Source organism: Neorhizobium sp. NPDC001467 (assembly GCF_050275975.1).
Lineage (GTDB): Bacteria > Pseudomonadota > Alphaproteobacteria > Rhizobiales > Rhizobiaceae > Neorhizobium.
Genome location: NZ_JBNNPS010000008.1, coordinates 170063 through 184181, shown reverse-complemented (window position 1 = coordinate 184181; position 14119 = coordinate 170063). Strand labels below are relative to the sequence as shown.

Below are 14119 nucleotides of genomic sequence, written 5' to 3'. Positions count from 1 at the left end.
CAGCGCCGCCGCCCTCGTCAGTGACCGGGTTATAGGCGAACACCCCCGAAAACGTCAACACCCCAAATTCACAAAAATGCAAAAATCGAATAAGTAGTTGTTATTATGAAGCTATTGGGAAAATCTGTCCGGCTTGCCCGCCGAAGTGGTTTTCGGGCCGACCCTGATGCGCTCTCGTGCAGTCATGTCCTGTGGGCCATCCTTGTCTGTGGCCGACGAAACATGCGATAGCGAAACCATCATTCATTGCCAGTAAGGTCCAAGCCCGTGCGCGTTCTCAGCGAAGCTTTCATTCCCGAACTGCCGAACCATTATCACGGCAAGGTCCGTGAGAACTACGATCTGGCCGATGGCAGCCGGATCATCATCGCCACGGATCGGCTCAGCGCCTTCGATCGGATCATCACGTCCATCCCCGACAAGGGCAAGGTCCTGACCCAGACGGCCCGCTACTGGTTCGAGGCTACTGCCGATATCTGCCCCAATCACGTCATCGCCTATCCGGATCCCAACGTCGTTGTTGGCAAGCGTCTTGAGATTCTCCCGGTCGAAATCGTTGTGCGCGGCTACCTGGCGGGCACAACGGGGACCTCTCTCCTGACGCTCTACAAGAAGGGCGAACGACAGATGTATGGGCTCGACCTGCCGGACGGACTGCGCGACAACGCGGCTTTGCCAGCGCCGGTCATTACGCCGACCAGCAAGGCCTTCGACGGCGGGCATGACGAACCGCTGACGCCCGCGGAGATTGTCGAGCGCGGCCTGCTGACATCGGACCAATGGCATACGCTTTCGCATTACGCGCTGGCACTTTTCGCGCGCGGCCAGAAACTGGCGGCCGAACGCGGCCTTATTCTCGTCGACACCAAATACGAGTTCGGAACCGACGCGAACGGCACGATCATCCTCGCCGACGAAATCCACACGCCCGACAGCAGCCGCTACTGGATGGCGGACAGTTACGAGGAGGCGTTCCGCAGTGGTGGGCGCCCCAAAAGTTTCGACAAGGATTTCGTGCGTGCCTGGGTGGTCGAGCGGTGCGATCCGTATAAGGACGCGTTGCCGCCCATACCCCAGGAGCTGATCGAGGAGACCGCGAGCGTCTATCGCAGCGCCTTCGAAATGATCACCGGCCATGCCTTCGCGCCCGATACCGGTACCGGTCCGCTGATCGACCGGGTGCGCGCCAATTTGAAGAGCTACTTTCCGGCGTAAGCGACCTGAACGGTACCGTGCATCCGCATGATGGCGCAGTCATCGCGAGGTTGGCAGCCATCCGGCTTGATTATGAGAGTAGCTGTGCCGCTGTGCGTCGTCGGGCGGACGGCAGGCTTTGGTATGCTTTCTGCAACACTTGCCGGATTTTTTCTCGTGCCATCGCTTTTTGTGATTGGCCTGCGGTTATCAAGAGGTAAAAAAACCGTCAATTAACGCAGTGATTTTGAATTCGGCAAAAGCTGTTACGGAACGCGCGCTTGCGGAGGGTCGAGGAAGCGTGCGGGATGAATGACAGGAAGCCGCCAGTTTCGTAAGATTAGGAAAAACACATGGTCTCCATACGCGCAGCGGCTCCCCTAGTCATGCTCCTGCTGTCCGGATGTGTCGTCGGTCCCGACCACGCCGCCCCCGAAATAACGCTTCCATCGAAATTTGCCGAGGGCAGCGTGCGCACCAGTGGCGACGTCTCCGCCGACCAGTGGTGGACCGCATTCAACGACAGCCGCCTGAACAGCTACGTCCGGCAGGGTCTGGACCAGAACCTCGACATCCTGCAGGCCATGGAACGAATCAACCAGGCCGAGGCCGATGTGATTTCGGCCGGCGCCGGCGGCTTGCCCGCCCTGAGCCTTGGCACCACCGCCACGCGGTCCGGAGCCAAGGGACTTCGCGGCACGCCAAGCACCACGCCGAGCGTGAACGTCAACGGTGGCCTTGAGGGATCGTGGCTGCTCGATTTCTTCGGTCTATACCGTCGCTCCAGAGAGGCTGCCATCGCCCAGCTCGGCGCCGCCGACGCGGCCGTGGATACCGCTCGCCTGTCGCTCCTTTCGCAGGTCGCTTCCGCCTATATCGACGTGCGCTATTACCAGGAAAGCCTGGCACTTGCTCGCGCAACCTTGAAATCGCGCAACGAGACGCTGTCCCTGACCAAGCTGCAGCTGGATGCAGGTGCGGCCTCGCGGCTCGACGTCGTGCAGTCGGAAAGCCAGGTTAATACGACGCTTGCCTCCATTCCGGGTTTGGAAACCCAGTATCGCCAGGCGGCGCATCGCGTCGCCACGCTCCTCGGCATGCCGGCGTCCGCCCTGCTCGACGAGTTGCAGCGCGGCGCGCGCCAGCCGGTTGCCCGGTTCAACCCGCGTGCCGGCGTTCCTGCCGATCTGGTGCGCAACCGTCCCGACATCCGGGCCGCTGAACGTCAGCTGGCGGCCGCGGTCGCAAATATCGGCGTCGCCGAAGCCAATCTGTATCCGAGCATCAGTCTCAGCGGCTCCATCTCGCCGTCCTATCTGCGTCGCCATGGGGGTTCGGACAGCCACCTTTTGAGCTGGTCGTTCGGCCCTTCGCTGAACCTGCCGATTTTCGATGGCGGGCAGTTGAGAGCCAATCTGTCGGCCAGCGAATCGCTTGCGCGTGAGGCCTATCTGGCTTGGAAGCAGACGGTCCTCAATGCCGTCGAGGAAGTGGAAAACGCACTTGCCGCCGTCACGCGCGACAGCCGCACGGTTGCGGCAAATCGCGCGACCGTTGCCTCCAGCCAGGAAGCACTGACGCTCGCAACCGCCAGCTATCGCGACGGCGCCTCGTCGCTTCTCGACGTTCTTGACGCCCAGCGGAATGTTTCGGAAGCGCAGACAAGCCTGGCACAGGCAATCCGCCAGATGGCTCTGGATTATGTTTCACTGAGCGTTGCCATGGGTGGCGGCTATGCCTATGGCAAGGCGCCTGCGGATGCCAAGGGCCCGACCATTTATGCGGCCCGCACGCTGAAAAAATAACGAGGGGCGGCTTTCCACCCCTTTCACACCTGACCGAAAGAAAAGGCCCCGCAACCAGGTTGCGGGGCCTTTTCAATACCGGACGGACGAACGTGAATCAGCTCTTGGCGCGTTCGACGTAGGAATTGTCTTCGGTTGCGATGACGACGCGCGTGCCGGCATCGATATGCGGCGGAACCGAGGTGCGGATGCCGTTGGAGAGCATGGCCGGCTTGTAGGAGGACGAGGCTGTCTGGCCCTTGACGACCGGCTCGGTCTCGGTGATTTCGAGAATGACGTGGCGCGGCAGTTCGATGGCAAGCGGATTGCCTTCATGGATGGAGAGGATGCAGGTCATGCCTTCCTGAAGATAGGCCTTCTGCTCGCCCATCGTTTCGACATCGACGACAACCTGATCGTAGGTTTCCGGGTTCATGAAGTGGAAGCCTTCGCCATCCTCATAGAGGTATTGGAAGTTGACATCCTCGACGAAGGCACGCTCGACCTGTTCGGTCGTGCGCCAGCGCTCCGACACTTTCACGCCATCGACGATGCGGCGCATGTTGACCTGGGTGACCGGCGTGCCCTTGCCCGGGTGAAAGTTTTCAGCCGTGAGAACGACGTATAGCTTCCCGTCGACGTCGATAACATTGCCCTTGCGGACCGATGAGGCGATGACCTTGACCATAAGACTTCCTTGTAACTCGGCCGGCCGCGTCGTAGAGGACAGGCAAATGAGGCCGCAGTGATGCTTTTCAGGTTTCCTTGGCGGCGCAACTAACCCAAAATCCGTCAAATAGCCAGCCCTTCGTGGCGCGGCCCGTGGCGAAGAGAAACAACCATGACCCGCACCGGTGCCTCCCCGTCTCCCTGGTGGACGAAAAGCCTCCACGCCGACCGCCGCCCCTTCCTGATCGGCCGCAATCGGGTGCAGGCCGCCCTGCGCAGCTTTTTTGCCACCGCGGCTTTTATCGAGGTCGACACGGCGGCGCTGCAGATTTCGCCGGGCAACGAAGCCCACCTGCACGCCTTTGCGACGCAGGCGTTGAGTATCGACGGCCGCGCGGCGTCGCTTTACCTGCATACCTCGCCCGAATTTGCGGCAAAGAAGCTGCTTGCGGCCGGCGAGGAGCGGATATTCACCTTCGCTCATGTCTATCGCAACCGCGAGCGCGGCCCGCTGCATCATCCAGAATTCACAATGCTGGAATGGTATCGCGTCGGCGAGACCTACGAGACGCTGATGGCCGATTGCGCCGATATGCTGAAACTCGCGGCCGAGACGACGGGCACCCGCAGTTTCACCTATCGCGGCATGGACTGCGACCCGTTTGCCGAGCCCGAGCGCGTGACGCTGGCCGAGGCTTTCGAGCGTTTCGCCGGCATCGATCTACTTTCCTCGATCGCGGAGAACGGTGAAAACGACCGCGAAAGGCTGGCGGCAGAACTGCAGCGCGTCGGCCTGCGTGTGTCTGACGACGACAGCTGGGCCGATCTCTTCAGCAAGGTTCTGGTCGACAGGATTGAGCCGCATCTGGGAAGGGGCCAGGCCACGATCCTGTGCGAATATCCGGTTTCGGAAGCAGCCCTTGCCCGCCCCTCGCGCCAAGATCCGCGCGTAGCTGAACGGTTCGAGTTGTATGCCTGCGGTGTGGAGCTGGCCAATGCCTTCGGGGAACTGACCGACGCCGGTGAACAACGACGCCGGTTTGAGATCGAGATGGCGGAAAAGGCGCGCATCTATGGCGAGACCTATCCGATCGACGAGGATTTTCTGGCAGCGCTTGCGGTGATGCCCGAGGCCAGCGGTGCTGCATTGGGTTTCGATCGGCTGGCCATGCTGGCGACCGGGGCCACACGCGTCGACCAGGTCATGTGGGCGCCTGTGGCGGAGACGGGTTGGTGACCATGCGCTCCCTGAAGACACCGGAGGAATTGCTGGCGGCGGAACTGATCGATCACGACATGCTGGACGCTCTGCGCACCGTTGCCGACCATTATGCCATTGCCTTGACGCCGACCGTGGTTTCGCTGATCGACCGGTCGGACGAGAACGATCCGATCGCCCGCCAGTTCGTGCCCGATGCCGCCGAATTGGTCACCACGACGGCCGAGCGGGAAGACCCCATCGGCGATGCCGCGCACAGCCCGGTCAAGGGCATCGTGCATCGCTACCCCGACCGTGTGCTGCTCAAGGCGGTGCATGTGTGCCCGGTGTACTGCCGTTTCTGCTTCCGCCGCGAAATGGTGGGGCCGCAGGGCGATGGCACGCTTTCGCCCCACGAGCTGGAGACGGCGCTGGATTACATCCGTCGCAACAACCAGATCTGGGAGGTAATCCTCACAGGCGGCGACCCGCTGGTGCTCTCTCCCCGTCGGCTGGCCGCGATCATGCGTGGTCTGGCGGCCATCGATCACGTCAAAATCCTGCGCTTTCATACCCGCGTGCCGGTGGTCGAGCCCGACCGGATCGACGCGGCGCTGATCGATGCGCTGAAGCAAAGCGGCAAGGTGGTTTACGTGGCCCTGCACGCCAATCATGCCCGCGAAATGACATCGCAGGCACGCGCCGCCTGCACCCGGATGGTGGATGCCGGCTTTCCGATGGTAAGCCAGACTGTGCTGCTCAGGGGCGTCAATGATGATCCCGCAGTGCTTTCCGACCTGATGAAGGCCTTTGTCGAGACGCGGATCAAGCCCTATTACCTGCATCACCCGGACCTCGCTCCCGGCACCAGCCATTTTCGCCTGGGCATCGATGAAGGACAGAAGCTTGTATCGGCGCTGCGCGGAAACATTTCCGGCCTGTGCCAGCCGACCTATGTGCTGGATATTCCCGGCGGACATGGCAAGGCGGTAATCGGTGAAACAGCGGCCCGGCGCGAAGACGGCTGCTATTCGGTGAGCGATTTCCGGGGCGAGACGCATCGTTACCCGCCGAAGTGACGGATAGCGATCAGGCGGACCGTACAACAGCCGCGGTCAAAAACGAACGGCTGAACCCGCCATCTACCAAGCCGCTTTCCTCAAATTCTAGCGAATCCCGCATCCAAGATTTCACCGAATTACTTCGGCGTTCCTTAGTCTTTTCCGTTTAGTCCTGCAGCATCACCGATGAACAAGTGAATGCGTGGGAGATGTCGAGATGAACGAGACAATTCGCGAACTGCTGGGCCGTGTGGGCGGCCTGCCCATGGCCGTGAAGGATATTGCCAACGAGGCGGACCTTTATGGCGCTGGCCTTTCCTCTTTCGCCTCCGTGCAGCTGATGCTGGCAATCGAGGAAGCATTCGATATCGAATTTCCCGACGCTCTGCTGAACCGCAAATCCTTTGCCAGCATCAATGCGATCGAGGAAACGGTAACCCAGATCCTGAAAAGCCGCGAGGCCGCATGATGTCGCTCGCGATCCTCGCCACGGACACGACGCTCGCCACCCGTGCGCATCGCGTGGCGAAGATTGCGGCCGAATTTGCCGGCGACGTGGATGCCGGGAGCCGCTTCCCCAAGGAAGCCGTAGAGGCGATGAAGGCCGAGCGGCTGCTTGGCATTCAGGTGCCGGCGGCTCATGGCGGCGAGAGCGCCTGCCTTCTCGACATCGCCGAACTTTGCTCGATCCTCGGCCAGGCCTGCGCCTCGAGCGCTATGATCTTCGCCATGCACCATATCAAGCTTTCGAGCCTCGTGGAGCATGGCGCGGAAAGCCAGTGGCATACCGGTTTCATGCAGGAAGTGGCAGGACGCCAGCTACTTTTGGGATCAGCCACGACCGAGGGCGGCATCGGCGGCAATCTGCGCAATTCGATCTGCGCGATCGAAATAGACGAAACGACCTGCCGCCTGCAGAAGGACGCGACGGTGATTTCCTATGGCGCACAAGCCGACGCCATCCTGATCACCTCGCGCGCCAACGCCGACGCCGCCCCGAGCGATCAGGTAATGACCGTCTTCCGCAAGGGCCAGTACAGTCTGGAGCGCACCCACATCTGGGACACGCTCGGCATGCGTGGCACCTGCTCGGACGGTTTCATGTTCAACGGCGAAGCACCGTCCGCGCAGGTATTTCCAAAACCGTTTGCCGAGATCGCCGCGCAATCCATGCTGGCAACCAGCCACCTTCTGTGGAGCGGCGTGTGGTTCGGCATCGCTGCCGACGCGGTCTCGAGAGCCCAGGCCTTCGCTCGCGCTGCCGCCCGCAAGTCCGCCGGCCAGGTTCCGCCGGGCGCGCTGCATCTGGCGGAAGCCTGCAACCTGCTGCAACTGATGAAATCCAACCTGTTGTCCGGCATCCGAACCTATGAGGATGCGAAGGCGGACGGCGACAAGCTTTCCTCGATGGGCTTTGCCGTCGCCATGAACAATATCAAGATCGCCTCCTCGCAGACGATCCTCGACATCATCAACAAGGCGATGCTGATCTGCGGTATCATGGGCTATAAAAACGGGACGCCGTACAGTCTCGGCCGCCACCTGCGCGACGCCCATTCGGCGCAACTGATGATTTCCAACGACCGCATCCTGGCCAATTCATCGACCATGCTTCTGGTGCAGAAACCCGATTTCAGCCTCCTAGGCTGACATCTCCCACCAACTTGTTTTCCTCAGGAGTGACGTGATGGACATGCAAACCTCCTTTCTCGACCGGCTGTTTGACGTCGGCCTGCTGATCGAGACCGGTGTCGACGGGCTTTATGGCCGCAGCGGCCAGTTCGAGGAAGTGATCGCCGCCTTCGAACGCTTGATCGACAAGGTAGGCGGCGGCGACGGTGCCGAAGCCATGCGTTTCCCCCCTGGCATGAACCGCGACTTCTTCGAGCAGAGCGGCTACATGAAAAGTTTTCCGCAGCTGGCCGGCACCGTGCATTCCTTCTGCGGCAGCGAACTTGATCACATGAGCCTGCTCAAATGCATGGAAGTGGGCGAAGATGACTGGACCACAGGCCAGCAAGCTACCGATATCGTGTTGACGCCGGCTGCCTGCTATCCGCTGTATCCCACTGTCGCACGGCGTGGAAAAATTCCGGCCCACGGCGCGCTTTACGACCTGCAAAGCTATTGCTTCCGCCACGAACCGTCCCGGGACCCGGGCCGGCAGCAGCTCTTTCGCATGCGGGAGTATGTCTGCATGGGCACGGAAACCCATGTCACCGATTTCCGCCAGAACTGGATGGACCGCGGCGTCGAGATGATGAAGGCTGTCGGCCTCGACGTCACCATCGACATCGCCAACGACCCCTTCTTCGGACGCGCCGGCAAAATGATGGTCAACAACCAGCGCGACCAGAACCTGAAATTCGAACTGCTCATCCCGATCACGTCGACATCGAACCCGACCGCCTGCATGAGCTTCAACTACCATCAGGATTCATTCGGGCTCAAATGGGGGCTGAACCTCGAGGATGGTAGCGTGGCGCACACGGCCTGCGTCGGCTTCGGGTTGGAACGCATCGCGCTGGCGCTGTTCCACACGCACGGACTGGACGTCAGTGACTGGCCGGAACATGTGCGCACCACGTTGTGGGGCTGATGATGACTGCTGTTTTTCCGCAGATCGACCCTGCCGCCTATGTGCCGCATGCCCTGCATGCCACAGACCGGATCTGGCCAGAAACCAACTGCTATGTCGACCTGTGGATCGAGGTATTGGCGGCCGCCGGCCTGCCGCCGGAAGCAATGCTGGGCTTTACCCTGACCCAGGACTTCGAGGGCGACCAGATGACCTTTTTCAAGGTACCGCTGGAGGACCTCGAGACGCTTTACGGGATTCGTGTCACCGAACTGGCGATCTTCGATCGGCCGGAAATCCATGTTCTGGAGCAGATTTCCCGCAAGCGCCTATGCCTGCTGGAAATGGACAGTTTCTACCTGCCGGACACGCGGGGCCTGACCTATCGCACCGAACACGGCAAGACGACGGTCGCCATCAACCGGCTGGACATGGCCGGTCAACACATGGACTATTTCCACAATGGCGGCCTCTTCTCGCTGTCCGGAGCGGATTTTGCGGGCATATTCCAGCAGCACCTGAAGGATGGCGATGTGCCATTACTGCCCTATACCGAATTTGCGAAGTTTCCGGCCAAGCCAGTCGATCGTCGCCATATCCGCACCCAGGCCGAGCGCCTCTTGCGCCGGCATTTCGCGCGCCGCCCGGATACCAACCCGGTGCGCGCCTTCGCAAGCGTGTTCGCGCTCCAGGCGACCCGGCTGGCCGAGCGCGACTTCGCCTTCTTTCACAAATATGCCTTCAACACGCTGCGGCAGATGGGCGCCAATTTCGAACTTCTGGCCTCTCACCTGACCTGGCTGGATCGGAGCGGGCAGGCAGACCGGGCTCTGACCATTGCCGAAACCGCGAAATCCGCGCAGTTTCTGCTGGCGCGCGCGCTGGCACGGAAAAGATTCGATCCGCTGACAACAGCGCTCGACCCCGCAGCGGAAGCCTGGGATCTGTTGATGGCAGGCCTTTCGGCGGAACTGGGCGACGCGCGGGCAGCCGCCTGAACCACCATGTCTATTGAGGCTGGTGACAAAGGCAGGAGGACGGCGGGATGACCAGCGAGCGTTTTCTCGGCAAAGGCTGGACCCTCGCTCTGGGCGAGGCCGGCGCTTACGCCACACCCGACGATATTCCCGACCATGCCGAGACGATCGCAGCACCGGTACCCGGCACGGTGGCATCGGCGCTCCGGCAGGCCGGGCGTTTCGACGTCGGCGCCTCCCTGGCGCTCGAAGACCTTGATGCGTGGTATCGTTGCACGCTCGATGAACCGGCGGGCGATGCCCTGCTACGGTTTGCCGGGCTTGCGACGATCGCCGAAGTCTATCTCAACGGGGCTCTAATCCTGACATCGGAAAGCATGTTCGAGGCCCATGACGTGCCGGTGACCCTGCATGGCAAGGATCGGTTGGCGATCTGCTTTCGCGCGATCGGCCCGCATCTGGCCAAGACCGGACCGCGCGCCCGCTGGCGACCACGCATGATGCGCGCCCAGGGCCTGCGGCTGATCCGCACGACGGCGCTCGGTTTCATGCCCGGCTGGTGCCCGGACGTGGTGGCTGTCGGACCCTGGCGTACGATCTCGATCCTGCGTCCCCAGGCGGAACCGGTCGATTTCACCATTCGCACGGCGTTTGGCGATGACGGCACGGGGGTCCTGACCGTGTCGTTTGCCGCCTCTGACGAAACGCCGGGGCTGCGGCTGATCTGCGATGGTCGCGAAAGCACGTTTGCTCATAGCGCAGGACGGATGTCCGCAGAACTGCATTTACCTGATATTGCGCCCTGGTGGCCGCGGACCCATGGCGAGCCTGTTCTTCACGACGTGATCCTTGCGCATGGGAACGATCGGCGGCGGATTGGCCGCACCGGTTTTCGCCGAATCACCGTGGACCGCGGCGCCGATGGCCGGAGTTTTGCTGTCCTCGTCAACGGCGAGAGGGTCTTCTGCCGTGGCGCTGTCTGGATGACGGCGGATATCGTCGCCCTGACCGGTGCACGGGCGGATTACGCGCCATGGCTGAACCTGGCGGCCGAAGCCGGCATGAACATGATCCGTATTCCAGGCGTTGCCGTTTACGAGACCCCCGACTTCTTCGGCCTTTGCGACGAACTGGGACTTCTCGTGTGGCAGGATCTGATGTTCGCCAATTTCGATTATCCGGCTAATGACCATGCCTTGATGATTCACGTGAAATCCGAGGTCGAACAGTTTCTGTCGCGGACGTCGGCTTCTCCCAGCCTGGCGATCCTGTGCGGCGGTAGCGAGATGTTTCAACAGGGGGCGATGATGGGTCTGCCGGAACGCACCTGGAAATCCGCATTCGCGACAGAGTTTCTGGCGGGGCTTTGCGCCGAGCAGCGCGCCGATGTGCCCTATGTTGACAATTCGCCGAGTGGCGGAGCCTTGCCATTTTCCGCCAATGCAGGCGTGACGCATTTTTACGGCGTTGGCGCTTATCGTCGGCCACTGGAGGATGCACGTCGCGCCAACGTGCGTTTTGCCGCCGAATGCCTTGCTTTTTCTAGCGTGCCGGATGCCGAGACGCTGGAACGGCATCTGCCGGTGCCGCCCTCGTGTGATCCGCGCTGGAAGGCCCGGGTGCCGCGCGACGCCGGGGCGTCCTGGGATTTCGAGGACGTGCGCGACCATTACATCGGCGACCTTTATGAGATTGACCCCGCAAGGCTGCGTCACGAAGACCCCGAACACTATCTCGCCCTGTCCCGCGCTGCGACGGCCGAAGTGATGGAGGCAACCTTTGCGGAATGGCGGCGTCCGGTCTCCGGCTGCAACGGCGCTCTGGTCTGGACGCTGCAGGATCTTCTGCCTGGAGCCGGCTGGGGCGTGATCGATGCGACCGGGCGGCGGAAATCGACATGGCATGCCCTCAAGCGTGCGTTTCGGCCGGTGACCGTCATTCTGTCGGACGAAGGCACGAACGGACTGGATGTGCATGTTGTCAACGACGGTCCCTTGCAGCGCGACCTGGTGGTCACACTGTCATGCCTGCGGGATGGCCGACAATCCGTGGTAAGCGGCACAACAACAGTGACGCTCGATGCGCGGCAAGGCAGGACGATGGCGGCCACCGACCTGTTCGGTGCTTTTTTCGACACGACCTACGCCTATCGTTTCGGTCCGCCCTCGCATGACGTCACGGTGGCGCGACTTGCGGACGCGCAAAGCGGCGCGATCCTCTCCGAGGCGTTCCATTTTCCCCTCGGGCGGGCGAACGCCTTTCACGAGGCAAGGCTGGAGGTTAATCTCGTGGCGGAGGAGGTCGGCTGGGTCCTGCAAATGCAGACGGATCGCCTCGCACAATCGGTCGCGATCAACGTCGCGGGTTTTCGACCCGCCGAAAACGGCTTCCATCTGGCGCCGGGATTGGTGAAGCGCGTGGCGCTATTGCCGGTTACGGACAGTGTCCCGCAAGCGCGACCCGGCGCTCCTGCGGCCGCTGACGGGGCCGACATCCTGGGCGGCGCAGCGACCAGCAGCCCCCCGACCGGCTCGGTTTCCACGCTCGGAAGCCGCCACTCGGTGCGGTTCTGATGGTCTTGTCACGGCTGTACGTGTCTGCTCTCAGGGGACTGTCGAAGTTTCACTCGGCTTTGGTCAGCACCTTTGACGGGAACTGCAAGGCCATCCGACGAACCTCTGACAGATAGGTCTCCCGCGCATGGGCGGGTGTCAGATTGTGGTCGGCGGCAGGAATGATCGTGACCGAGACGTTGGAATAGGCAGCCAGACCACCGCCGCTTTCGCCAAAGTAATAAGTGAATTCCTCAAGGCCGTAATCATTCTCGCTGTAGAGCAGGGCCACTTTCTTGTCATCCGCCTTGAGCCGCTGCAGAAGGGCCTGCACGGCGCGGCCATGCGGCAGCCAGAAACGCACGGCCGCGCCCGCGCGGTTGCGGATTCGCAGGGAAAGGCCGCGGCCGATATGGGCGGCGGCGCTGCCAATATCGATATCGCCGCGCATAAGACGCCTGAAAGTTTCCAGACGCAGCGCCCGCATGCGATATTCGCCAAGGCTGCGCCCAGCATTGTTGACCGCCTCCTCCACCGAGCGGCCGGTCTTCCAGCGGAAGGTGGCAAGATTGACAGCAACGACACCTGAAATACGCCAGTCAATTTCGCTGCATTGCAGAGCAAGATAGGCACCGCTGCAGCGCCCGGCCACGACGATCGGCGTCACGGCAGCGTCCATGCCCTGAACAACCTGCTCAGGCTTGCCCTTGGGGTCAGTCTGCGGCCTAGCCCCGCCTGCAAGCTCCTCCATGGGCGCACCGGAACGCCGAATGGAATCCTGCGTTTGAAGGAAGGTCAGTGCCTCCTCGACATCGAGGATCTGGCCGGACCCGTAGAGCACCTGGTCCGGCTCGCCGGGCCAGGGCGGGCTGTCGCCGGCATTGGCGGTGTCGAAGCGCAGCGAGCGAATGCCCGAACGCGCAAGCTGGCGTGCGAGAACCAGCGTGCTGCGGCCCCAGCCGCAATGGCGATCATAGGCCGAACTGACAAAAACCACCGTGGCGCCACGAGCGGCACCTTGCGGTTCGCAAAGGACGCCCGATAGCCGCTGCCCATCACCGAAGCGCGCCGGCGTCTCGACAAATCCGTCGCCCCGATTGGGTACGGGGGAGCCAGGCAACACACTTCTACCGCTGCGCACGCGCTGCGCCGCCGGCAGTGATTGAACCCAATCGACCAGCGCTTGGACCATGTCCGGCGACACGCGCGACGATAACGGATTGGAGACGAGCTGATGATAACCCGCGAAGACTTGGCGGGTGACCGTGGTACCCAAGGCTGCAAGATGTCGGGCAAAGTCGGCATCCGCCGGGCGGTCCGGCCGCGTCACCACCAGGCAGTAATCCGCCGGCGCCACTGGCAAGGCACGCAAGTCGACCTTGCGCAGATCATTGGCGATGGTGGGCGGCATCACGAAGGACGCGATCGTGATACCGGCTGCATCCCGCTGATCCTCGCTCAGGCCCAGATTTTCATCCACAACCTTCGACCAAAGCGCCAGTTCGCGCAGGTGCTGGCGCCCGGACGTGACTGGCGCCAGAAAGGCCAGACCTTCGACATCCGGGAGGAGCGAGGCGGCCTCGGCGGCCACGACCGCACCGAGGCCTTGCGCGATGACGAGGATCTTACGGCAGCCCGATGCCCGACGAAGCGCGTCGGCGGCGGCCACCATGGACTGCGTCCAAACCGGTAACCCTTGCGACGAACAGGCGCCATCAAGTGCGTCACCGGTATCGGGATAATCGAAACGCAGGCTGGCCATGCCGCGATCGGCCAGGGTTTCCGAAAGAATGCGCCAGAATTTGCGCGTGCACATTTCCTCTAGCCCCCAGGGGCTCGCAAAAAGCACGGCGAGATCGGTGGGGGGAACGGTTTCGGCCGACGGTGTATAAAGGCCGATCGTGCCGCCAAAGGTCAGCGGCATGGCAGCGGCGTGCGAAGGAACCCGAGGATGGACCATTGTATTCAACCTGTCAGCGACCCGAACTGCCACCGTGCCTCATTGCCTGTCACCATCGGGCGTACGCTCTGAACGCGCGACCCATCTTTCGATCGCCTGCATCATGCATCGGGCCAACGGATCGTCCGCTGCGCTGCCATGGTGGA

At 62.1% G+C, this 14119-nt stretch carries 11 protein-coding genes; 9 read left to right on the top strand and 2 right to left on the bottom strand.

Features of this window, described 5'->3' with window-relative positions; translation table 11 throughout:
- The first annotated feature begins 267 nt into the window (after positions 1–267).
- Positions 268–1215: a phosphoribosylaminoimidazolesuccinocarboxamide synthase gene (locus ACQKKX_RS16390; protein WP_427572092.1), complete on the top strand. Its 948-nt coding sequence runs from the start codon at positions 268–270 to the stop codon at positions 1213–1215.
- Between the two features lie 332 nt (positions 1216–1547).
- Positions 1548–2999 carry an efflux transporter outer membrane subunit gene (locus tag ACQKKX_RS16385; RefSeq protein ID WP_427572091.1) on the top strand — a complete coding sequence of 484 codons (1452 nt, stop codon included), beginning with the start codon at positions 1548–1550 and terminating at the stop codon, positions 2997–2999.
- Positions 3000–3096: 97 nt separating this feature from the next.
- Here ACQKKX_RS16385 and efp read toward each other — a convergent pair whose 3' ends face one another.
- The gene (gene efp / locus ACQKKX_RS16380; protein WP_427572090.1) at positions 3097–3666 is read right to left on the bottom strand and encodes an elongation factor P; all 570 of its coding nucleotides are present in this window, start codon (positions 3664–3666) and stop codon (positions 3097–3099) included.
- A 153-nt stretch (positions 3667–3819) separates the two neighbouring features.
- Between efp and epmA the strand changes: the two genes are divergently transcribed.
- The 7 genes from epmA to ACQKKX_RS16345 all read left to right on the top strand — a co-directional run bounded on the left by epmA (position 3820) and on the right by ACQKKX_RS16345 (position 12034).
- Positions 3820–4884: an EF-P lysine aminoacylase EpmA gene (gene epmA / locus ACQKKX_RS16375; protein ID WP_427572088.1), complete on the top strand. Its 1065-nt coding sequence runs from the start codon at positions 3820–3822 to the stop codon at positions 4882–4884.
- A complete protein-coding gene (locus ACQKKX_RS16370; RefSeq protein ID WP_427572086.1) occupies positions 4878–5924 on the top strand; it encodes a lysine-2,3-aminomutase-like protein in 1047 nt (348 codons plus the stop codon). Before epmA ends, ACQKKX_RS16370 begins: the two co-directional genes overlap by 7 nt.
- Positions 5925–6123: 199 nt before the next feature.
- Positions 6124–6375: an acyl carrier protein gene (locus ACQKKX_RS16365; RefSeq protein ID WP_427572084.1), complete on the top strand. Its 252-nt coding sequence runs from the start codon at positions 6124–6126 to the stop codon at positions 6373–6375.
- On the top strand, positions 6375–7556 hold the full coding sequence (locus ACQKKX_RS16360; protein WP_427572102.1) for an acyl-CoA dehydrogenase family protein: 1182 nt from the start codon (positions 6375–6377) through the stop codon (positions 7554–7556). The genes ACQKKX_RS16365 and ACQKKX_RS16360 overlap by 1 nt, the downstream gene beginning before the upstream one ends.
- A 37-nt stretch (positions 7557–7593) precedes the next feature.
- Entirely contained in the window at positions 7594–8505 is a 912-nt protein-coding gene (locus ACQKKX_RS16355; RefSeq protein ID WP_427572083.1) for an amino acid--[acyl-carrier-protein] ligase, read from the top strand.
- A gap of 2 nt (positions 8506–8507) precedes the next feature.
- On the top strand, positions 8508–9482 hold the full coding sequence (locus ACQKKX_RS16350; protein WP_427572082.1) for a DUF1839 family protein: 975 nt from the start codon (positions 8508–8510) through the stop codon (positions 9480–9482).
- A gap of 47 nt (positions 9483–9529) precedes the next feature.
- Positions 9530–12034, top strand: coding sequence for a glycosyl hydrolase 2 galactose-binding domain-containing protein (locus ACQKKX_RS16345; RefSeq protein ID WP_427572081.1), 2505 nt, complete (start codon positions 9530–9532; stop codon positions 12032–12034).
- Positions 12035–12083: 49 nt separating this feature from the next.
- Here ACQKKX_RS16345 and ACQKKX_RS16340 read toward each other — a convergent pair whose 3' ends face one another.
- Positions 12084–13973, bottom strand: coding sequence for an alpha/beta hydrolase (locus ACQKKX_RS16340; RefSeq protein WP_427572079.1), 1890 nt, complete (start codon positions 13971–13973; stop codon positions 12084–12086).
- Between the last annotated feature and the right edge of the window lie 146 nt (positions 13974–14119).